The sequence below is a fragment of the Salmonella sp. SAL04213 genome, from assembly GCF_046550535.1.
Taxonomy (GTDB): Bacteria; Pseudomonadota; Gammaproteobacteria; order Enterobacterales; family Enterobacteriaceae; genus Salmonella; species Salmonella enterica.
Window position 1 is genome coordinate 40,766 of record NZ_JBGDXS010000005.1, and the last position, 20,881, is coordinate 61,646.

Here is a 20,881-nt window from a genome sequence, read left to right on the forward strand (position 1 = left end):
CACTCCTCGTTGTGAAAAACGGCGTTATGATACTGGAATATGAATAGATTTTCAGCCTGAACGCTTCGAGGAAAGCGCAATAAAACGCTGTACGGAAGCACGCTGCCACTGGAATGTCGCATACGCCGCCAGCGACGTCGGCACGTCATCGCCATGCAGCGCCAGACGATTGATCATCAATGCCAGATCGGTATCGGCAATGCACCATTCACCAAATAAATTTTGCGTCCCCTGCCCCAATAGCGCTTCAGCCGTCGCAAACAGTTTTGCCGCGCTGGCTTTTCCAGCCTCGCTTAGCGGCGCTTTTTTCGCCCCGGCAAACACCACGTCGGTAGGCCGTTCTTCGCGAAGCGGCAGTAAATCGCTGCGTAGCCACGCCTGAATCTGTCGCGCGCGGGCGCGTTTTTGTAAATCGTGCGGGTAGATACGCTCCCACTGCGGCGGCGCGAAACGCTCCTCCAGGTATTCCGCAATAGCGGACGACTCGCTCAGCTCAAAATTGTCGGTCTCAAGCACCGGTACGCGCTGCGTCAGCGTATATCCCCGCCAGCCAGGTTGCAGATGTTCTCCCTGGTCCAGATCGCGGGTTTTCAGAGTAAAGGAAAGCCCTTTTTCTTGTAATGCCACCCAGGCGGACAAGACGTAGGGAGAAAAAAAGTTCGCATCCGACCACAGCACAATAACAGGCTTACTCATAATGTCCTCTTGAGGGCGTATTAAGTTTCTTCCCAAAATATAGCGTCTTTCGCCTGCTGTCACCTGATGAAAACTCACACACATCAGGAGGCTTTCTATACTTAATTCAGCCCAGACTCTTTACGCACATGCAGGAGCCAAAATGATTGACCTTTACTACGCCCCCACGCCCAACGGGCATAAAATAACGCTGTTTCTGGAAGAGGCGGAGCTGGCGTATCGTTTGCTAAAAGTAGATATCAGCAAGGGCAATCAGTTTCGCCCTGATTTTTTGGCTATCTCTCCCAATAATAAAATTCCTGCCATCGTCGATCACGCCCCGGCAGACGGCGGTCAACCGCTTAGTCTTTTTGAATCCGGCGAAATTCTTCTCTACCTGGCGGAAAAAAGCGGCAAACTGCTTAGCGGGGAGCTGCGTGAACGCCATACCACGCTGCAATGGCTGTTCTGGCAGGTCGGCGGGTTAGGGCCGATGCTGGGCCAGAATCATCACTTTAACCATTTTGCGCCGCAGGCCATCCCCTATGCGATTGAACGCTATCAGGTTGAAACGCAACGCTTATACAACGTCCTGAATAAACGCCTGGAAACCTCCCCGTGGCTGGGCGGCGACCACTACAGTATTGCGGATATCGCCAGTTGGCCGTGGGTTAACGCACATCAGCGTCAGCGAATCGATCTTGATACCTACCCGGCGGTGTATAACTGGTTTGAACGCATTCGCACACGTCCTGCGACAGCGCGCGCACTGTTACAAGCGCAACTGCACTGTAACAGTACGAAAGCGTAACGCGGTGGCATACATCATGTATGATGTAGAGGTGTATACACGGAAAAAACCTGCGTCCGGCACCCTTATTCGTATTAAAAACCTGACATTAGGGAAGAGGAAATCCTCCCTACTCTGGAGGTCATATGCAGATTCTGATTACCGGCGGTACGGGCCTGATAGGTCGTCATCTCATTCCCCGGCTGTTAACACTGGGGCACCAGGTGACGGTCGTTACGCGCAATCCCGATAACGCGCGTCAGATTCTCGATTCCAGAGTGACATTATGGAAAGGGCTGGCGGAACGTGAGCACCTCAATGAGATTGATGCCATCATCAATCTGGCGGGCGAACCGATTGCCGACAAGCGCTGGACGTCGCAACAAAAAGAACGGTTGTGCCAAAGCCGCTGGGCTATCACGCAAAAGTTGGTGGATTTAATTCATGCCAGCGCTACGCCGCCCTCGGTGTTGATATCCGGCTCCGCCACGGGCTATTACGGCGATCTGGGCGACGTTGTCGTCACTGAAGATGAGCCGCCGCACAACGAATTTACGCATAAACTTTGCGCCCGCTGGGAACAGATTGCCTGTCGTGCGCAGAGCGACCAGACCCGCGTCTGCCTGCTGCGTACCGGCGTTGTCCTGGCGCCGCAAGGCGGGATTCTGGGGAAAATGGTTCCGCCGTTTCGCCTTGGACTCGGCGGTCCGGTGGGTAATGGTCGGCAATATCTGGCCTGGATTCACATCGACGATATGGTCAACGGCATTCTGTGGCTGCTGGATAACGATCTTCGCGGTCCCTTCAATATGGTCTCGCCGTATCCCGTCCATAATGAGCATTTTGCTCATGCGCTGGGTCGCGCGCTGCGCCGTCCGGCGATTATTCGCATTCCGGCGACGGCAATTCGCTTATTGATGGGAGAGTCGTCAGTGCTGGTGTTGGGCGGACAGCGGGCGCTGCCAAAACGGCTTGAAGCCGCCGGATTCGCATTTCGCTGGTATGATTTAGAAGAGGCGCTGGCGGATGTGATTCGCTAGTTCCCAAAGCGCCGTATCCTGCCCGGTGAGCGATGCGCCGCCGGGCTTCTTTTATTTCAGCGAGCCTTTCAGGAATTGCTGTAAACGCGGGCTTTGCGGATTGCCGAACACCTGCTCCGGATCGCCCTCTTCTTCAATTTTCCCCTGATGCAGAAAAATAACGTGCGAAGAGACATGGCGAGCGAAGCCCATTTCATGCGTGACCACCACCATCGTTTTGCCTTCTTCCGCCAGTTGTTGCATGATGCGCAACACTTCGCCGACCAGTTCAGGATCGAGCGCCGAAGTAGGTTCATCGAACAGTAAAACGTCAGGTTCCATCGCCAGCGCGCGCGCAATAGAAACGCGCTGCTGTTGGCCGCCGGAGAGATGGACGGGATATTTGCCCTGAGCGCGCTCATCAATCCCCACCTTCGCCAGATATTTCAACGCCCGCTCGCGCGCGTCGTGCTTGCTTAATCCCAGTACCTGAATCGGCGCTTCCATCACATTTTCCAGCACCGTCATGTGGCTCCAGAGGTTAAAGTGCTGAAACACCATCGTCAGGCGGGTACGCAACAAGCGTAGCTGATTTTTATCCGCCACTTTGAGCTGCCCGTCTTTGTCGCGCACCAGATTAATGTTCTGACCGTTCACGATAATCGCGCCTTCGCTCGGTTTTTCGAGGAAGTTAATACAGCGCAAAAAAGTGCTTTTACCGGAGCCGGACGAGCCGATGATGCTAATCACATCTCCGGCGCGGGCCTGCAGCGATACCCCTTTCAGCACTTCATGACCGCCGTAGCGTTTGTGCAAATCGATAACGTGTAATTTATTTTCTGACATCATGTTACTCGAATTATTTAGAGGACACGTGCTGCAACCAGCGTCTTTCCGCCCGACGGAACAGGCTTATCAGGACATACGAAATGAGTAAATACAACACGGCGGCAATGCCAAACGCGGTAAACGGCTGGTAAGTCGCTGAGTTAATATCGCGGGCGATTTTCAACAAATCCGGCACCGTCGCGGTAAACGCCAGCGCCGTAGAGTGCAGCATTAAAATCACTTCGTTGCTGTAGGCAGGCAAGGCGATGCGTAATGCCGACGGCAAAATAATGCAGCGATACATTTTAAATGACGAGAAGCCATAGGCCCGTGCCGCTTCAATTTCACCGTGCGGCACCGAGCGAATCGCCCCGGCGAAAATTTCCGTGGTGTACGCGCAGGTATTCAGCGTCAGCGCCAGTACGGTACAGTTCAGTCCGCTGCGGAAAAACGCGTTAAGAAGATCGGTGCCTTTGACTATCTCCAGCGTATACATCCCCGAATAGAACACCAGTAGCTGTACGTACAGCGGCGTGCCGCGAAAAATATACGTAAACAGCCAGATGGGAAAACGGATGAATTTATTACTGGAAACGCGACCTACCGCCAGAATCACCGCCAGAAGACCGCCCATCACCACCGATGAAATTAACAGCCACAGCGTAATCGCCACGCCGGTAAAACGATAGCCATCCGTCCAAAGCAGGGATTTCCAGTACTCCTGAATGATCTCAATCACAAATCGGCCCTCTTCACGCCCACGGAATAGCGACGCTCAAGTAAGAGCAGCACACCATTGGAAACGGTGGTAAATACCAGGTAGATAAGTCCACAGACCACGGCAAAATAGAAAGGCTCCCAGGTGCTTTTACCGGCAAGCTGCGTGGCTTTGACGACATCTTCCAGGCCCAGCAGCGACACCAGCGCCGTCGCTTTGAGTATCACCTGCCAGTTATTGCCGATCCCCGGCAGGGCGTAACGCATCATCGCCGGGAACATAATCCGCCGGAAGGTTTGCCCGTGGGTAAAACCAAAGGCCGTCGCCGCCTCGATATGGCCTTTCGGCACCGCCATAAACGCGCCGCGAAAGGTTTCGGTAAAATAGGCGCCGTAAATGAAACCAAGGGTGATAATACCGGCCACCATTGGATCAATATCTATCTGGTCGATACCCAGCGAATCGGTCACCACGTTAAGCGCGATTTGCAATCCGTAAAATATCAGCAGCATTAAGACCAGATCCGGCACCCCGCGAATCAGGGTGGTGTATCCTTCAAAAATAAGCCCCGTAACCCGGTTTTGCGAAAGCTTCGCCCCCGCGCCGACAAGACCAATAAGCACGGCCAGCACCACGGAACTGAGCGCCAGTTCCAGCGTGACGATCGCGCCCTGTAAAATTACGCCTGAAAACCCGTACAACATGCAGCCTGTCCTGTTGTGTGTGGTGAAGTAAGAAGCCTCTTTTGCATTTTTGCCTCACATCACGCCGGATGGCGGCTGTGCCTTGCCCGGCCTACGATGCTCCGTAGGCCTGACAAGCGCAGCGCCATCAGGCAATGCAGACAGTCAACATTCTTTGGGCTTTATCTGCACCGACGGTGATTAACCGCCATAAACATCAAAATCAAAGTACTTTTTCGCCAGCTTTTCGTAAGTACCGTCAGCACGCATTTCAGCAAAGGCTTTGTTCAGCGCTTCGCGCAGCTCGTTATCCTCTTTGCGCAGCCCCATACCGGTTCCTACGCCGAATAACTTCTCATCTTTCACCGCCGGGCCGCCGAATTTATAGTCTTTTCCGACGGGCTGTTTAAGGAAACCTTCGCTGGCCGCGACCTCGTCCTGGAACGCTGCATCAATACGACCAGCCGTCAGATCGGAATAAATGTTGTCCTGCCCCTGGTAAGAGACGATCTCAATCCCTTTCGGCGCCCAGTGCTCATTGCCGAAGGTCTCCTGCGTCGTCCCCTGTAGCACGCCAACGCGCTTGCCTTTCAGCGACGCGACGGTCGGCTGAATATCAGAGTTCTTCGCCACCACCAGACGGGAATCAGCGGCGTAAAGCTTGTCGGTAAACGCGATTTCCTGCTGGCGCTTTTCAGTGATGGACAGCGAGGACATGATGGCATCAATTTTCTTCGCTTTTAAAGACGGAATCAGCGCATCCAGCGGGTTTTCCACGAACGTACACTGTGTGTTGATACGTTTGCACAGCTCTTTGGCCAGATCGATATCAAAGCCGACCAATTCACCTTGTGCATTTTTGGATTCAAACGGCGCGTATGTAGGATCGGTACCGATACGAATCTTTTGTGGAATAGCGGCAAATGCTGCGGTAGCGCTGGAAAATGCCAGCACCAGAGAAAGGGATAACGCCAGTTTTTTCATAACTATCCTCAACAGACTGTCTTTCCAGGAGATCTTTACAGATCCGATGCGACTATCGTGCCATTAATCAGGCCGACAAGGCAAAGCATTCTACCTTGTCAGCCGGTTTATTTTGCATAAAAATCGATTAAGTATGCATTTATGCGCCTGTTCCGCAACGGCTTATGCACCAAAAAGGTGCAAAACATCTATTTTGCACCGTGATAGTTCCCCAGCGCGGCGCGTTATCCCCTTCCCTCAATCGCCGTAGACATTAAAATCGAAGTACTTTTTGGCCATTTTGTCGTAAGTTCCGTCCTGGCGCAGTTCGGTCAGCGCTTTATCAAACGCGGCTTTTAGCTCGGTATCGTCTTTACGCAGCCCAACCCCCGTCCCGTCGCCAAAATATTTTTTATCCTTCACGGAAGGACCGGCAAACGCATACTCTTTGCCCGCTGGCTGCTTCAGGAAACCTTCGCTGGCGGCGACTTCATCCTGTAATGCGGCATCCAGACGACCGGCAGTTAAATCGGAATAGATAAGATCCTGGTTGGCATAAGCCACCACATCCACACCTTTTGTGCGCCAGTTATCATTGGCGTAAGCCTCTTGCGTGGACCCTTGCAGCACGCCGACATGCTTGCCTTTCAGCGATTCCAGCGTCGGCTGAATGGGAGACCCTTTTGCCGCAATCAGGCGTGAATCCGCAGCGTAAAGTTTGTCGGAAAACGCAATTTCTTGCTGGCGTTTATCGGTGATAGAGAGCGATGAAATAATGGCATCAATTTTTTTCGCTTTTAGTGAGGGAATAAGCGCATCAAAGTCGCTGGCGACCCAGGTACATTTCACCTGCATACGCTTACACATTTCATTACCGAGATCGATATCAAAGCCAATAAAGTCGCCTTTGGCATCTTTCGATGAGAAAGGCGCGTAGGTGGTATCTGTTCCAATACGAACCGTTTGCGGAAGCGCGGCGTAACTGGCCGCCGTCGCGCCCAGACCTATCAGCAAAGACAAAGCGAGAACGGTCTTCTTCATACATACCCCTCAAGTAGCGTTATTTTCTTATGTTTTACGTGGTGTTGTGTGTTTGCAGACTTTTTCATGCAGGTCTTATGCCATTTTCACGTCAGCAAAACGATTCGACGTTAAATTTGTTAATAAAACGTTGCAATATTGTCCTGATGTTGAAGATAGCAGGTATGACGGTTGAACCGCAGCGTTTCGACGGCTTTTAACGAATTAAATGTTGAGGATATGATCGCGGTTACAAAATTGCCCTGAAACAGGGCAACAGGGACAATAATGCACGCTAAACAGACAACGCTATGCGCCCTGCCAGCGAACAAAAAGATCGTGCGGAAGGGGGATATCAAACTGATCCAAAACTCGGTTAACCGTTTGATTTATAACATCATCTAACGTCTGAGGAAGATGATAAAAAGCCGGAACCGGCGGCATAATCACCGCGCCTATCTCAGCGGCCTGGGTCATTAAACGCAAATGCCCGATATGCAGCGGCGTTTCGCGCACACACAGCACCAGAGGTCGCCGCTCTTTTAATATCACATCCGCCGCGCGGGTAAGCAGTCCGTCAGTATAACTGTGGACAATCCCCGACAGCGTTTTAATCGAACAAGGCAAGATAACCATTCCCGCCGTCGGGTAAGAGCCCGAGGAAATGCTGGCGGCAATGTCGCGCGCATCGTGCGTCACATCGGCCAGCGCCTGCACCTCGCGCAGCGAAAAATGGGTCTCCAGCGCCAGCGTTTGCCGGGCCGCCTGGCTCATCACCAGATGCGTTTCCACGCTATCGACATCGCGCAAAATTTGTAATAAGCGCACGCCATAAATCGCTCCGCTGGCGCCGCTAATTCCTACAATGAGTCGTTTCATGTTCTCTTACCGTTTACGAGCGCCGTTCATCCCACTGTGTTACGTAATCGGCTCAAAGTGGGTCTGAAGAGATACCATGACAAAAGAATCCCTATCATAAAAGCCAGCTCAACCAACATTATCACTACCCCTTGCTCACTAAACCAGGTGCCGACCATAATGGCAAAATTGGTGATAATGACAAATCGGGCCGTCCAGGGGAAAAGCGGCGATCGATAGCGTAGCAAATCGCTGGCGTACGTTCCATTACGCACCGATTGTCGGAAACGATACTGGCACCATCCGATGGTTATCCATGCCAGGCAACCCACCTGCCCGGTACTGGCGATCAGATATAAATAAAATTGCTGTGCGGGAATATAGCGGGTCAGCAACGACACCAACGCCAGCAAGGCCGTGATTAAAATAGCATACACCGGCACGCCGCCGCCGTTCGTTTTCCCAAAGCAGGCTGGCGCAAAGCGATCGCCCGCCATAGACCACAGCATACGCGAACTGGCGTAAATGGCCGAGTTAGCGGCAGAAACCGCGGCGGAAAAGATCACCAGCGTCATCAGCGTATCCGCCCCGGGAATGCCCGCGTGGGAGAATACCCATACAAAGGGACTTTGTCCATTTGGCGTCAGTTCATGCGGATAGACCAGCGCCAGCACCGCAATCGCCAGGCCGTAAAACAAAATGATTCTGAGACCGATCCCCAGGATCACCTTCGGTAAAATAATGTGCGGCGATTCGGTCTCCCCTGCCGCATTTCCGACCAGTTCCACCCCCTGGAAGGAGTAAATCACGATCGTCATACAGACCACAATTTGCTCCCAACCGTGGGGAAACCACATTCCGTCTGTTTTTAACGTCGGGTGCCAGTCACTATGGCCCATTAGCGAGTAGATCATGACCCCGCCCGCGCAGATAAACAGCACGATCGCGAAGACCTTAATGGCCGAAAGCCAGTATTCGCATTCGCCAAAACTTTTTGCGGAGGTGAGATTGATGGCCGTCAGGATGAGCAGAATCGCCAGACAGAACATATATACCGGAACCGCGGGGAAAAACTGGTGAGCAATAAACCCTGCGGCAGTGAGGTCGGCTGCCAGGGAAAAGACCCAGCTAAACCAGTAAAGCCAGCCAATGGTATAGCTCCAGCAAGGTGACGGCATAAACATCAGCGCGTAATGTTGAAATGAACCGGAGTGAGGAAAGGCGCATGATAATTCGCCAAGACACATCATCGTTGCCAGCATAATGGTTCCGGCAAACAGATAGGCCAGTAAGGTTCCCGCCGGCCCGACGCTGCTTAACGGTTCGGCAATGCCGATAAATAAGCCGGTGCCAATCGTGCCGCCCAGCGACATCATCAGCAGATGCCGCTTCTTCAGGTTACGCCGCAGACCACCTTCAGGCTCTGCTGGCGGAGATTGTTGCAGGGTATCCATCGTTACTCCCTGTCTTTCGTGAGGTCAAAGATGCCGCCGCGACATAGCCGCGGCGGTTATGCGTTAACGCGTAAACCTCCAGGCGACGCCTTTGGTCTGGCAGGCCATTAACAGGCCCGTATAATCCAGCTCAAAGCGAACCACATCGCCTACTTTTAGCGACTGACGACAATCTTCAATATCCACCAGCGTATGATCGCTGGTTTGCCCTAAGATAGTGATAGCGTCGTCGCATGGCACACAGTTATCCGACGGCACATCCTGGCGACCAAACGCCAGCAATGCGCGTCGGCGTATGCCACGATCGACAAAGGTTTTACTTTGCAAAAAGGCATCGACGCCCAGCTCCCCGACCGGGACGGTCGGTTTACTGTTCAGTTCGATGATTTCCGCTTCCAGGATATACATATCGGAACAGGCTTTATCGACCGGTTTTGCGGAGTGGTGAAATTCATTCAGGTATTTCATGTCCACATATTCAATGCCGAATTCATGCAGTCCGCCGATGCGCAGATGATTCAGCCCCTGCGGCCAGATACCTTTATCCAGCAGGTGATAGCTGGTGCAGTTTCCCGCAGAAAGCCGCCGGACAGGAATACCGCTGTCGGCTTCCAGCCGGGCGGCCAGCGCCAGAAAATCCTCGCCATTTTTTACCGTTGGCAACACGGTGCCGTAACAATTAAAGTTGGTGCCCAGTCCATATAATTCCAGACCGGGCAGACCAGTAATCAGAGTCACGGTCTCAAGAATGCGTTGATATTCACCAAACCAGATACCCTCGCGTAAATCGCCCATATCCACCATCAGTAATACCTGATGCGTTTTCCCCTGGCGTTGGGCTTCTTGCGATAATGCCCGCAATACCACCGGCTCGCTATTTAAACTAATATCCGCGTAGCGCACCACATCTTCGATTTCACTCAGACACGGGCTGCGTAACAGGCAGGTTGTACATCCTGTCTCGCGTATTTTTTTCAAATTATAGGTTCGTGATTCAGCAATAACGGTAATTCCGCCGTTGAATACCGCCTGCGCGGTTTCCACGCAGCCGTCAAAAACTTTATTGACAGCCATCACGTCAATACCGCTACTTGCCAGCAGAGCTTTTTCCGTGCGGGCGTTTTCTTCCAGCTTGCGTAGATTTATTTCCAGAACTGGCATATACATTTTATTTTCCTCCCGCCATGCTTAAACGGGCATTACGTTTCTGCGCCCGATGGTAAATGTACTCCGCGACGACAACCGCCAGCACGGCTCCGCCAATAATTTTCCCGGCGTACTGGAAATATCCGCCCATATCAATTTGAGAAGGCGGAATAAATAACAGCGCAACGGCAAAGGCGATAGAAAGAAAGCCCAGCGCGGGTAAAATAGCCGGTAAAACCTTGCCCGGAATTTTAAAACTTCTTGGCGTATCTGGCTGAGTCTTACGTAAACGCCAGAACGCCGGGAACATCACCAGATAAGGAATAAAATAGGTGATGGTCGTTAGCGCTGTTAACATCCAGTAAGCCGCCGCAACGCTTGGCGAAATAAAAGTCGAAAAACACAGGACCGTGACAATAATCGCCTGTACAGTCAAGGCAAAGGCGGGCGTTTTCCACACCGGATGTAATTTGCCGATTCGGTCCCCCAGCAGATTATCTTCACGCGAGGCTTCCTGGAGCATATAAATCGGCCCCACCAGCCAGGAGTTAATTTGCCCGAGAGCGCCAAAAAACATACAGATGGCCATAACAGGAATTAACCACGGCATATGCAGCGTGTCCGCAGCAGCATGCATAGCCTGCATGACGCCTGCCACGATGTCGGTTTTCCCGGCGGGTAAAAGCGTATTTAGCGCCCAGGTGCCGACCATATAGATCCCAACGATAACGGCGGCAGAGACGGCCATCGCTCGCGGAAAATCACGCTGTGGATTACGGGTACGCCCGGCAATCATCGGGGCGACCTCCAGTCCGGCAAACGCAAACATCATGCTGGATAAGAAAACGATCGTATCCCAGTGCCCGAGATCCGGAATCCAGTTTTTCGCTGTAGTGTAGTCCGTCTGCATCTGGTGTCCGGTACATAGCCATACCACCGCCAGTAAAATGAGGATGGCGGAGGGAATAAATACGCCGCACCAGGCGCTGATGCTATTAATAATTTTTGTCCATTCCATCCCGCGGATATTCATCAGCGTTAATAGCCAGAAAATTACCGCGGAACCAATACCGATAAATGCTTTATTTTCCGCCAGGCCGCCGCCGATCATATAGCCCAACGCGGTAAAGCCGAATTGCAGCATTAATGGGAAAAACAGTACGCAGGAAAAGAGAAAACAAACCACGACAATCCATGCAATACGTTTACCAAATGCCTCTTTAATCCAGACAAATATCCCGCCATCTTTCGGCCAGCCGGTTGACAGCTCGCCGCATACCATCGCTAAAGGAAAAAACAAGCAGAATGCGGCGATCACCCATAACAACATGGCCGATGCCCCGTAAGGCGCCACGTTAGGGATTTGCCGCAAACTCAGAATAGCGATGACATTCATAAAGACAATGTCTTTGATGCCAAGTAAGCCAGAATTCGTGTTACTCATGGCCATCTCCTGTTATGCATTCAGGCATCACTGCCCTCTTCTTATCATCTGACGACGGGCTTCAGCATAAAACTGAAGCCCAAAACAGTATTAATAAATGTCGTACTTGACCATATCTTCGTAACTGTCTTCCCGACGAATCAGACGCGTCTCACCATTTTTATCGATCATCACCACGCCCGTGCGCGGACGGTTGTTATAAACGGTTTGACTTTCAATGGTGTATGCCCCGGCGTCAAGAAACGCGACAATATCGCCAACATGAGTCTCCTTCGGCAGTAAAAACTCTTCACCTTTCACTCCCATGTGGAAATAATCTCCGCCATCACACAGCGGCCCGGCTAATTTTATCCAGGTGTCGTGCGCTGCCGTCATGCGAGAGGCGTTATAGACATAAAAGAACCAGTCAAAATGCTGGCTGTCAGAGAGTACGCTGTAACCAGCGTCGACAAATTTCCATTCAACGTGGCATTCCACATTGCCGTTAAGATCGTAATTTGTTTTACGTTTTTCGCAGGAGACTTCCGTCAGTAAAACCGCCGCCGACCCGGTCACTTTACGCCCCGGTTCAATACATATTTCCACATCGGTACGCCATTTATGCACTTCGCGAATGACCGCATCGGCAAAATCCTGGGCGGTAATACCGGCATACATATTATCTTTTAACGGGTCGCCATTCTCGTCGTCATATTTATAGGGAACCGGAATTCCGCCGCCCACGTTAATCAAATCAAATTTAATACCGAGCACCTCTTCCAGGCGACGGGATTCATCCACCAGCACTTTAGTCGCTTTTGCGAAAGGCTCTGACTCCGGCACCTGATCGCCCACATGCATATGCAAGCCGCGCAAATGCACATAAGGCATCGCCAGAATGCGGCGGCAGGTTTCTTCCGCCTGTTCCAGGTCGAGACCTGACTTCGCATGGAAAGCGGTAACCAGTTCCGCATGCGTCGCCGAGGGAACATTCGGCTCTACGCGGACGCAAACATTGGCGACTTTCTTCAGCTTGCGAGAGATGGCATCAATATGTTCCAGCTCATACAGGCTATCAACATTAATAAGATACAGATCGTTGGCGATGGCATATTCCAGATCGGCAGGCTTTTTCACCACGCCGTTGAAGACGATCTGATCGCCGCGAAAGCCTATCTCCAGACACTTGCGAACCTCATATTGTGAGTTTGCCTCCGCGCAAATTCCGGCGTCACGAATGGCTTTCAACACCCCCATGACCGAGCAGGTTTTTGATGCAAAGAAGGTTTTGGTATTTTTATGCGCCGCAAATGCCTGCTGGATTTCATGAATGTTACGAATAATCTCCGGCTCAGAAAACACATAGAACGGCGTGGGGTACTGGCGCGCCAGTGCGTCCAGATCGACCCCTTCAAAACACAAATGACCGTCTTTGTGCTGGAAACGGCGATCGCCGTTGATTACCTGCTCACGTAGCTGGTTGTAATTCTGCATAATCGAGTCAGTCATAACGCCCTCTGCTTAATGTTTATGGTAAAAATCCGCATTCTTTACAGGGATAAAGCAAAAGGCATGCCACTATTTTTTATAAAAATAATCAATTACTTATAAAAATAAGTTTTTCCTCATTTTCGTCATTGAGTTTGCTATTCATCACAACGACGAAAATTCGTCACTTTTATAATGGCAACATGAACAATAGATATTAGGAATGCGTGTATGGCATCCACCAATCAGGAACTGGCCTCGGCGCTCAGGATGTTTTCCCGCTTTTTCGATTTGATTCATCAGCCGTTGGCCGTCATTAATGAGCGTGGTGAATACGTTTACTACAATCAGGAAAGCGCGGATCTGGACGGCTACAGTATTGAACGGGCAATGGGAAAACATATGCTGGATGTCTATCCGGGCATGAAAGAGACGCAAAGTACGATGCTTTCATCGTTAAAAAAAGGCGTGGAATACATTGGCCATTATCAAATTTATTACAATGCGCGAGGCCAGGCCGTTGACTATCAGCACACCACCGCGCCGCTCTATGCAAGCGATGGCGGCATGGTCGGCGTTATCGAAATCGGCAGGAATATGTCTGGCGTCAGGCGGCTCCAGGAGCAGGTGGTAGAACTGAACCAACTGCTGTATGCCGATCACCATGAGAAGCACCATGCCATTATTACCGAAAACCCGGAAATGCTCAGTAATATCGCCAAAGCCAAACGGCTGGCCGCCAGTAATATTCCGGTGACGATTGTCGGGGAGACGGGAACGGGTAAGGAGTTATTTTCCCGCCTGATACATCAATGCAGCAAGCGGGCGAATAAACCCTTCATCGCCCTGAACTGCGGCGCCCTACCGCCTACGCTTATCGAAAGTACGCTTTTCGGCACCGTGCGCGGCGCCTATACCGGCGCGGAAAATAGCCAGGGCTATCTGGAACTGGCAAACGGGGGAACGCTCTTTCTTGATGAGCTGAACGCCATGCCGATAGAGATGCAAAGTAAGCTGCTGCGATTCTTGCAGGATAAAACCTTCTGGCGGCTCGGCGGACAACAGCAACTCCACTCTGATGTCAGGATCGTTGCCGCCATGAACGAAGCGCCCGTCAAATTAATTCAACAAGAACGCCTGCGGGCAGATCTTTTTTATCGGTTGAGCGTCGGAATGTTGACGTTACCGCCGCTGCGCGCCCGCCCGGAAGATATTCCCTTACTGGCGAATTATTTTATTGATAAATACCGTAATGACGTGCCGCAGGACATTCACGGATTAAGCGAGACGGCGCGTGCTGATCTGCTCAATCACGCCTGGCCGGGTAATGTCAGGATGCTGGAAAACGCAATCGTACGCAGCATGATCATGCAGGAAAAAGACGGGCTGCTCAAACACATCATTTTTGAACAGGACGAGTTAAATTTAGGCGTACCGGAAACCGCGCCGGAAAATCCCCTTCCCTCGTCACCCGATCCGCAGTATGAAGGGTCGCTGGAGGTACGGGTTGCCAACTACGAAAGGCATTTAATAGAAACCGCGCTGGATACGCATCAGGGGAATATTGCCGCCGCGGCCCGCAGCCTTAACGTATCCCGCACCACGTTACAGTACAAAGTACAAAAATACGCTATTCGCTTCGGCGTGGTGCGTAATTGACATCGGCCAGCGGCATTGCGCCGCTGGCAAAGCCATTAGCCTTCGTTATGCATTTCCAGGTTTTCCATTTCGTTCTGGAACAGCACCGCTTTGGCGTCGTCATTACGTAATGAATCCAGGAAGTCGAGGTATTGCTGGTCTACGTCTTTGGTGACATATACCCCGTTAAATACCGAACACTCAAACTGCTGGATATCCGGATTTTCCGCGCGCACGGCTTCGATCAGATCGTTCAGATCCTGGAAGATAAGCCCGTCTGCGCCGATGATCTGACGAATCTCATCCACCTCGCGACCATGCGCGATCAGCTCATTGGCGGTCGGCATATCAATGCCATAGACGTTGGGGAAACGAATTTCCGGCGCGGCGGACGCCAGATAAACCTTCTTCGCGCCGGCTTCCCGGGCCATCTCGATAATCTGCTCTGATGTGGTGCCACGCACGATGGAATCATCCACCAGCAGGACGTTCTTATCGCGGAATTCTGCGCGATTAGCATTGAGCTTACGGCGCACGGATTTACGGCGTAGCTGTTGGCCCGGCATGATAAAGGTACGTCCCACGTAACGATTTTTGACAAATCCCTGGCGGTACGGCTTGCCGAGAATACGGGCAATTTCCAGGGCGATATCGCAGGAGGTTTCCGGGATAGGGATCACGACGTCGATGTCCAGATCTTCCCATTCACGAGCGATTTTTTCGCCAAGTTTGGTGCCCATATTCACACGAGCGCTGTAGACGGAGATCTTGTCGATAAAGGAGTCCGGGCGAGCAAAATAAACGTACTCAAACAGACAGGGGTTACTGACCGGGTTATCCGCGCACTGGCGCGTGAACAGCTGCCCCTTTTCGGTAATATAGATAGCTTCGCCCGGCGCGACATCGCGCAGGAATTCAAAGCCCAGCGTATCCAGCGCCACGCTTTCAGAAGCGACCATATACTCCGTACGACCATCGCCAACGTCACGCTTGCCCAGCACTAACGGGCGAATGCCGTGCGGATCGCGAAAAGCCACCATGCCGTGGCCGATAATCATCGCCACGCAGGCATAGGCGCCGCGGATTTGACGGTTAGTCGCGGCAATCGCGGCAAAAATATTGTCGGCTTCCAGCGGATAGTGACGGAAGTTGTCGAGCTCGCTGGCGAAAATATTGAGCAGGATTTCGGAATCGGAGGTGGTGTTGATATGACGGCGCTTTTCTTCAAACAGCTTTTTACGTAGCTCGTGCGCATTAGTCAGGTTGCCATTATGGGCCAACGTGATGCCATACGGCGAGTTAACGTAAAAAGGTTGCGCTTCGGAAGCGCTGGAACTGCCTGCGGTAGGGTAGCGCACATGGCCGATCCCCATGTTGCCCTGCAAACGCTGCATGTGGCGAGCTTCAAAAATATCGTTCACCAGCCCGTTTGCCTTACGCAAGCGGAAGCAGTTATTCGCATCAATGGTGATGATACCGGCAGCATCCTGACCACGATGCTGGAGCACTGTTAACGCGTCATAAATCGACTGGTTGACCGGCATAACACCGGCGATACCGACAATACCGCACATACGTCATTTTCCTCGTTAAGCCACATCTCAGAACCTGTTACGTCCTGGGCAAGAAACTCGACGAGCTTTGCAGATAGTCAAAGAACCATCTGATGATGAAGCTGAACTGCGGGATGAGCTGCGATTTGCTCCAGTCTTCGCTTTTCGACAAGCCGGTAAAGGTATCAAGGAAGAACAGAATGGCGGCGACAATCAGCGCGCCTCGCAGTGCGCCGAAACAGATCCCCAACACCCGGTCAGTTCCCGACAGGCCGGTCTTTTCTACTAGCTGACCTATCACAAAATTCACGATAGCGCCGACGATAAGCGTCGCGATAAACAGTACCGCGATAGCAATCCCATTACGAACCAGTTCGTCTTCAAAGCCCGTAAACCAGACAGACAGGTAAGTGTAGTAGTGACTGGCGACAAAGAAAGCACAACCCCACGTCACCAGCGATAACGCTTCACGAACAAAGCCGCGGATCAGGCTAACCAGACAGGAAAAAGCAATCACCGCGATAATGGCGTAATCAATCCAGACCATAGATGTCCCACGATTTTACGCCCTGTCGTCCTGTTCGGGGCGCATTCTAACAGAAAAAGAAAACGTTTGCGTAGGGATTTCCTTCCCACGCGTAAATAAAAATGGCGCTGAAAAAATATTCAACGCCATCACACTTTTTATCTCTTCGGGCACGACCAGAAGAGCTGCCATCGGCCTGATAAGCGCAGGATACCAGGTTCATTCCTTCTGCCGGATAGCGGCGTAAACGCCTTATCCAGCCTACAGAACTTCGGCTATTACCAGGTGAACACCGTAGGCCTTAACGCTGCGCGCTCAGGCAAAACGCGCCTTAGTTCGGGCTATATCCCATCACCACGCCGCTTAACCCGGAAATCTGCTTGAGCTCGCCAAGCGATCCTTTCATCTTATCTTTCGACGCATCCGGCCCGACGAGAATACGGGTTATTTTACCCTGTACCGGCGTTGAGGGGGAAGTATAAACCCGGAACCCGGCGGAACGAAGCTTGCCGACTATCTCGTTGACTTTATCCGCATTTTTCAGCGCGCCCAACTGTACGACATAGGCTTTGCCGGTCGGCGCAGGTTTATCGTCGGCGACTGGTTGCGGCGCGGGCGTCGGCGTGGAAGCGGCGACAACCGGCTGTTGCGGTTTAGGCTGCGGCTTCGGCTTTTCAACCGGCTTCGGTTTAGGCGTCTCCGCCGGTATCGGATCAAGCTCAACATTGTTAGACGCCATGCGCGACGGGTCCAGCGATGGCGCTGCCGCATCTCCCGCCCGCACCTCTTCAGCCGCCCCTTCCGGCGGCTGTGTCGGCAGCGCCTGCGTTGCGGCAGGCATCATATCCGGCTCATCGCGGTCGCCAGGCTTCGGTACCAGTGGAATCGCAGCAAATTCATCCTGATAATGCTTTTTCTGTCCGTCCAGCAGACCGGGAAGCACAATAACCCCCAGCGCGACTAACACAATCGTGCCGACTAAACGATTCTGAAACTTACTCGCCACCGATTCTCCCCGCGTCTATCACTTCCATAACATGTGCGACGGTGTGGAACGATCCGCACACCAGCACGGTATCTTCTGGCTGCGCCGCGTCGATAGCGGCCTGCCATGCCTGCGCGACGCTATCATAGACATTCCCTTTCCCCAGATGTTCCAGAAGTTGTTCCGCCGTCGCGCCGCGCGGCCCCTCTAACGGAGCACAATACCAGTCGTCAACCACGCTTTTCAACCAGGCTAACGTGCCGGCGATATCTTTATCATGCAGCATACCAATCACCGCAAGCACGCGCCCGCGTTTCGGCAACATTTTCAGACGACCCGTCAGGTATTCCGCCGCGTGGGGATTATGGGCGACATCAAAGATAACGCGCGGCGACTCACTCACGATTTGAAAACGTCCCGGCAAGGTAGCCTGCGCAATACCGTCGCGAATCGCCTGCTCGTCAATGTTCAACCTGCTGGCGCGCAGCGCGGCCAGAGCGGTGGCGGCATTCGGCTGAGGAACCTGCGGCAACGGCAGTCCGGCAAGCGTGCCGTCGCCATCGGTAAACGCCCAGTGGGTCGCTGTCACCTCATAACGCCAGTCAACGCCGCGACGCCGCAACAGCGCGCCGGTCTCCTGCGCGACATCCGCGATGGTTGCCGGCATTTCCGGTTCGCCGACGATAGCGGGTTTTTCCGCGCGAAAAATCCCGGCTTTCTCGCGGCCGATACTTTCGCGATCCGGCCCCAGCCAGTCAGTATGATCAAGCGCGATGCTGGTAATTACCGCTACATCGGCATCCACAATGTTCGTGGCGTCCAGGCGCCCGCCCAACCCGACCTCCAGAATCACCACGTCAAGGTTAGCCTGTTTAAACAGCCACAATGCCGACAACGTACCATATTCAAAATAGGTCAATGAAATATCGCCGCGCGCCGTTTCTATTTCCGCAAAGGACGCGGTATGCGCGGATTCCGCTAATTCTTTCCCCTGCACGCGCACGCGCTCGGTGTAACGTACCAGATGAGGCGAACTATAGACGCCCACACGGTATCCCGCCGCGATTAACACCGACTCCAGCGTGCGACAGGTCGTACCTTTGCCGTTGGTTCCCGCAACGGTAAAAACGAACGGCGCAGGCTTGAGGATGTCCAGACGCGCTGCCACCTGGCTTACGCGCTCAAGGCCTAAATCGATACTCTTGCTGTGCAGGTTTTCCAGATAAGAAAGCCACGAGGCCAGGGGCGACGCAGCTTGAGGTATAGATTTGTTTTTCATTGATTCCGCTGCTTCTTTACGGTGAAAAGCAAAAGGGCAGAGCCTGCGGCCCTGCCCTTTTCAGTTATCAGGCCTCAGACTCCTGATCCGGCGCCGGAGGCACCACCACGCCTTCACGCGGGGCGTCCGGGTTCGGCGCGGGCAGATTCATCAGCTTCGCCAGAATGCTCGCCAGCTTCAGGCGCATTTCCGGGCGGCGAACTATCATATCAATAGCGCCTTTTTCGATCAGGAACTCACTGCGCTGGAATCCCGGCGGGAGCTTCTCACGAACGGTTTGTTCGATAACGCGCGGGCCAGCGAAGCCAATGAGGGCTTTTGGCTCGGCGATGTTGAGATCGCCCAACATCGCAAAACTGGCGGAAACGCCGCCCATTGTCGGATCGGTCAATACCGAGATGTAGGGCAGACCACGTTCCTGCATTTTAGCCAGCGCCGCCGAGGTTTTCGCCATCTGCATCAGCGACATCAACGCTTCTTGCATACGCGCGCCGCCGGAAGCAGAGAAACACACTAACGGACAGTTATCTTCCAGCGCCTGTTCAACGGCGCGAACGAAGCGTGCGCCAACGACAGACCCCATTGAGCCGCCCATGAACGCGAATTCAAACGCGGCGGCGACAACCGGCATACCGTGAAGCGTCCCTTTCATGACCACCAGCGCGTCTTTCTCGCCGGTTTCTTTCTGCGCGGACGCCAGTCTGTCTTTATATTTTTTGGAGTCGCGGAACTTGAGCACGTCTTTCGGCTCCAGCTCGCTACCCAACTCCACAAGGGAACCTTCATCTAACAGGCTATGCAGGCGATTGCGCGCCGACATGCGCATATGATGGTCACACTTAGGACAGACCTCAAGATTACGTTCCAGCTCAGCGCGGTATAAAACCTGACCGCAGCTATCACACTTGGTCCACACCCCTTCAGGAATGCTTGCCTTGCGGGTGGGAGTAATGTTGCTTTTAATTCGTTCAATCCAGCTCATTGGTGACCTTTCTGCCTGAACCTTAGTCAGCTTTATTATAAGGGGCGCATAATGCCATTTTTGCCCCCAACAGACCATGAATGTTGCACATTAAAACATAACAGCCCGAAACTTTGGATAAAAAAGTGGTCGAACCGCTGAGTTACTTTCTATTTTGCGGCACGCGACGCAGCGCGCTTATGCCGGACAATCTCAATGACGCCAGGTAATATCGAAACCACGATAATCCCCACAATCAGCAGCTTAAGGTTATCCTGAATCAACGGTATCGTACCGAAGAAATAACCGGCGTAGGTAAAGAGCAGCACCCACAGCAGCGCGCCGATGACGTTATAGGCGGCAAAATGCCGATAGGACATGTGCCCCATCCCTGCCACAAACGGCGCAAAGGTTCTGACGATCGGCACGAAGCGAGCGAGAATGATAGTTTTACCGCCGTGTTTTTCATAAAACTGGTGGGTTTTATCCAGATAACTGCGGCGGAAAATTTTCGAATTCGGATTACTGAACAGTTTTTCGCCGAACAGTCGACCAATCGTGTAATTTACCGCATCGCCGACAATTGCGGCGATCAGCATTAACGCCACCATGACATGCACATTGAGATCGTTGGTTTCCAGCGAAGCCAGCGCCCCGGCGACAAACAGCAGCGAGTCGCCCGGCAGGAACGGCGTGACGACCAGGCCGGTTTCACAAAACAGAATCAAAAACAAAATAGCGTACACCCAGACGCCGTACTCCGCGACCAGCTCCGCCAGATGCACATCGATGTGCAGAATAAAATCAATAATAAAGTAGATCAGGTCCATATTTGTCTTTGCCTTTCTACCCGACACGTTTCGGGTGTGCGATT

The 20,881-nt window shown here is 52.7% G+C and carries 20 protein-coding genes; 3 read left to right on the forward strand and 17 right to left on the reverse strand.

The window, feature by feature from the left end; genetic code table 11:
* Positions 1–51 precede the first annotated feature (51 nt).
* Positions 52–696, reverse strand: coding sequence for a glutathione transferase (gene yfcF / locus ACLJPQ_RS13895; protein ID WP_080184845.1), 645 nt, complete (start codon positions 694–696; stop codon positions 52–54).
* Between the two features lie 142 nt (positions 697–838).
* Between yfcF and yfcG the strand changes: the two genes are divergently transcribed.
* The gene (gene yfcG / locus ACLJPQ_RS13900; protein ID WP_000566563.1) at positions 839–1,486 is read left to right on the forward strand and encodes a GSH-dependent disulfide bond oxidoreductase; all 648 of its coding nucleotides are present in this window, start codon (positions 839–841) and stop codon (positions 1,484–1,486) included.
* A 125-nt stretch (positions 1,487–1,611) separates the two neighbouring features.
* Positions 1,612–2,505 (forward strand): TIGR01777 family oxidoreductase, encoded by an 894-nt coding sequence (locus ACLJPQ_RS13905; protein ID WP_001166274.1) that lies wholly within the window; start codon positions 1,612–1,614, stop codon positions 2,503–2,505.
* 51 nt (positions 2,506–2,556) lie between these two features.
* On the opposite strand, the gene hisP is transcribed toward ACLJPQ_RS13905, so the two are convergent.
* The 10 genes from hisP to ACLJPQ_RS13955 form a co-directional block, all read right to left on the reverse strand.
* Complete coding sequence (hisP, locus tag ACLJPQ_RS13910; RefSeq protein WP_001293591.1) at positions 2,557–3,330, reverse strand: histidine ABC transporter ATP-binding protein HisP; 774 nt, start codon at positions 3,328–3,330, stop codon at positions 2,557–2,559.
* A gap of 13 nt (positions 3,331–3,343) precedes the next feature.
* Positions 3,344–4,051 carry a histidine ABC transporter permease HisM gene (gene hisM, locus ACLJPQ_RS13915; RefSeq protein WP_000569771.1) on the reverse strand — a complete coding sequence of 236 codons (708 nt, stop codon included), beginning with the start codon at positions 4,049–4,051 and terminating at the stop codon, positions 3,344–3,346.
* Positions 4,048–4,734: a histidine ABC transporter permease HisQ gene (locus ACLJPQ_RS13920; RefSeq protein WP_000965498.1), complete on the reverse strand. Its 687-nt coding sequence runs from the start codon at positions 4,732–4,734 to the stop codon at positions 4,048–4,050. The genes hisM and ACLJPQ_RS13920 overlap by 4 nt, the downstream gene beginning before the upstream one ends.
* Positions 4,735–4,914: 180 nt before the next feature.
* Positions 4,915–5,697: a histidine ABC transporter substrate-binding protein HisJ gene (gene hisJ, locus ACLJPQ_RS13925; protein WP_000731868.1), complete on the reverse strand. Its 783-nt coding sequence runs from the start codon at positions 5,695–5,697 to the stop codon at positions 4,915–4,917.
* A gap of 237 nt (positions 5,698–5,934) precedes the next feature.
* Complete coding sequence (argT, locus tag ACLJPQ_RS13930) at positions 5,935–6,717, reverse strand: lysine/arginine/ornithine ABC transporter substrate-binding protein ArgT (protein WP_000754418.1); 783 nt, start codon at positions 6,715–6,717, stop codon at positions 5,935–5,937.
* A gap of 288 nt (positions 6,718–7,005) precedes the next feature.
* Positions 7,006–7,575: a UbiX family flavin prenyltransferase gene (locus ACLJPQ_RS13935; protein ID WP_000825682.1), complete on the reverse strand. Its 570-nt coding sequence runs from the start codon at positions 7,573–7,575 to the stop codon at positions 7,006–7,008.
* A 26-nt stretch (positions 7,576–7,601) separates the two neighbouring features.
* Positions 7,602–9,008, reverse strand: a complete 1,407-nt coding sequence (locus ACLJPQ_RS13940) for an amino acid permease (protein ID WP_000380356.1) — start codon at positions 9,006–9,008, stop codon at positions 7,602–7,604.
* A gap of 63 nt (positions 9,009–9,071) precedes the next feature.
* On the reverse strand, positions 9,072–10,175 hold the full coding sequence (locus ACLJPQ_RS13945; RefSeq protein ID WP_000281907.1) for an alanine/ornithine racemase family PLP-dependent enzyme: 1,104 nt from the start codon (positions 10,173–10,175) through the stop codon (positions 9,072–9,074).
* Position 10,176: 1 nt separating this feature from the next.
* Complete coding sequence (locus ACLJPQ_RS13950) at positions 10,177–11,598, reverse strand: APC family permease (protein ID WP_000072512.1); 1,422 nt, start codon at positions 11,596–11,598, stop codon at positions 10,177–10,179.
* 90 nt (positions 11,599–11,688) lie between these two features.
* Complete coding sequence (locus ACLJPQ_RS13955; protein WP_000132309.1) at positions 11,689–13,086, reverse strand: diaminopimelate decarboxylase family protein; 1,398 nt, start codon at positions 13,084–13,086, stop codon at positions 11,689–11,691.
* A gap of 210 nt (positions 13,087–13,296) precedes the next feature.
* Here ACLJPQ_RS13955 and ACLJPQ_RS13960 point away from each other — a divergent pair, with 210 nt between their 5' ends.
* Positions 13,297–14,724: a sigma-54 interaction domain-containing protein gene (locus ACLJPQ_RS13960; protein WP_000168925.1), complete on the forward strand. Its 1,428-nt coding sequence runs from the start codon at positions 13,297–13,299 to the stop codon at positions 14,722–14,724.
* A gap of 35 nt (positions 14,725–14,759) precedes the next feature.
* Here the strand turns inward: ACLJPQ_RS13960 and purF are convergent, their stop codons facing one another.
* The 6 genes from purF to ACLJPQ_RS13990 all read right to left on the reverse strand — a co-directional run bounded on the left by purF (position 14,760) and on the right by ACLJPQ_RS13990 (position 20,837).
* Positions 14,760–16,277, reverse strand: coding sequence for an amidophosphoribosyltransferase (gene purF, locus ACLJPQ_RS13965; protein WP_000334205.1), 1,518 nt, complete (start codon positions 16,275–16,277; stop codon positions 14,760–14,762).
* Positions 16,278–16,314: 37 nt separating this feature from the next.
* Positions 16,315–16,803: a colicin V production protein gene (cvpA, locus tag ACLJPQ_RS13970; RefSeq protein WP_000262102.1), complete on the reverse strand. Its 489-nt coding sequence runs from the start codon at positions 16,801–16,803 to the stop codon at positions 16,315–16,317.
* Between the two features lie 310 nt (positions 16,804–17,113).
* Positions 17,114–17,788, reverse strand: coding sequence for a cell division protein DedD (gene dedD / locus ACLJPQ_RS13975; RefSeq protein ID WP_000157031.1), 675 nt, complete (start codon positions 17,786–17,788; stop codon positions 17,114–17,116).
* A complete protein-coding gene (folC, locus tag ACLJPQ_RS13980) occupies positions 17,778–19,046 on the reverse strand; it encodes a bifunctional tetrahydrofolate synthase/dihydrofolate synthase (protein WP_000792289.1) in 1,269 nt (422 codons plus the stop codon). The genes dedD and folC overlap by 11 nt, the downstream gene beginning before the upstream one ends.
* Before the next feature lie 67 nt (positions 19,047–19,113).
* The gene (gene accD / locus ACLJPQ_RS13985) at positions 19,114–20,028 is read right to left on the reverse strand and encodes an acetyl-CoA carboxylase, carboxyltransferase subunit beta (protein ID WP_000118383.1); all 915 of its coding nucleotides are present in this window, start codon (positions 20,026–20,028) and stop codon (positions 19,114–19,116) included.
* Positions 20,029–20,177: 149 nt separating this feature from the next.
* Positions 20,178–20,837: a DedA family protein gene (locus ACLJPQ_RS13990; protein WP_000364318.1), complete on the reverse strand. Its 660-nt coding sequence runs from the start codon at positions 20,835–20,837 to the stop codon at positions 20,178–20,180.
* Between the last annotated feature and the right edge of the window lie 44 nt (positions 20,838–20,881).

Bases quoted from the DNA above. Each gene is read 5' to 3' on its own strand.
- yfcF (WP_080184845.1), bottom strand. From the start codon at position 696: ATGAGTAAGCCTGTTATTGTGCTGTGGTCGGATGCGAACTTTTTTTCT.
- yfcG (WP_000566563.1), top strand. From the start codon at position 839: ATGATTGACCTTTACTACGCCCCCACGCCCAACGGGCATAAAATAACG.
- ACLJPQ_RS13905 (WP_001166274.1), top strand. From the start codon at position 1,612: ATGCAGATTCTGATTACCGGCGGTACGGGCCTGATAGGTCGTCATCTC.
- hisP (WP_001293591.1), bottom strand. From the start codon at position 3,330: ATGTCAGAAAATAAATTACACGTTATCGATTTGCACAAACGCTACGGC.
- ACLJPQ_RS13920 (WP_000965498.1), bottom strand. From the start codon at position 4,734: ATGTTGTACGGGTTTTCAGGCGTAATTTTACAGGGCGCGATCGTCACG.
- hisJ (WP_000731868.1), bottom strand. From the start codon at position 5,697: ATGAAAAAACTGGCGTTATCCCTTTCTCTGGTGCTGGCATTTTCCAGC.
- argT (WP_000754418.1), bottom strand. From the start codon at position 6,717: ATGAAGAAGACCGTTCTCGCTTTGTCTTTGCTGATAGGTCTGGGCGCG.
- ACLJPQ_RS13935 (WP_000825682.1), bottom strand. From the start codon at position 7,575: ATGAAACGACTCATTGTAGGAATTAGCGGCGCCAGCGGAGCGATTTAT.
- ACLJPQ_RS13940 (WP_000380356.1), bottom strand. From the start codon at position 9,008: ATGGATACCCTGCAACAATCTCCGCCAGCAGAGCCTGAAGGTGGTCTG.
- ACLJPQ_RS13945 (WP_000281907.1), bottom strand. From the start codon at position 10,175: ATGTATATGCCAGTTCTGGAAATAAATCTACGCAAGCTGGAAGAAAAC.
- ACLJPQ_RS13950 (WP_000072512.1), bottom strand. From the start codon at position 11,598: ATGAGTAACACGAATTCTGGCTTACTTGGCATCAAAGACATTGTCTTT.
- ACLJPQ_RS13955 (WP_000132309.1), bottom strand. From the start codon at position 13,086: ATGACTGACTCGATTATGCAGAATTACAACCAGCTACGTGAGCAGGTA.
- ACLJPQ_RS13960 (WP_000168925.1), top strand. From the start codon at position 13,297: ATGGCATCCACCAATCAGGAACTGGCCTCGGCGCTCAGGATGTTTTCC.
- purF (WP_000334205.1), bottom strand. From the start codon at position 16,277: ATGTGCGGTATTGTCGGTATCGCCGGTGTTATGCCGGTCAACCAGTCG.
- cvpA (WP_000262102.1), bottom strand. From the start codon at position 16,803: ATGGTCTGGATTGATTACGCCATTATCGCGGTGATTGCTTTTTCCTGT.
- folC (WP_000792289.1), bottom strand. From the start codon at position 19,046: ATGAAAAACAAATCTATACCTCAAGCTGCGTCGCCCCTGGCCTCGTGG.
- accD (WP_000118383.1), bottom strand. From the start codon at position 20,028: ATGAGCTGGATTGAACGAATTAAAAGCAACATTACTCCCACCCGCAAG.
- ACLJPQ_RS13990 (WP_000364318.1), bottom strand. From the start codon at position 20,837: ATGGACCTGATCTACTTTATTATTGATTTTATTCTGCACATCGATGTG.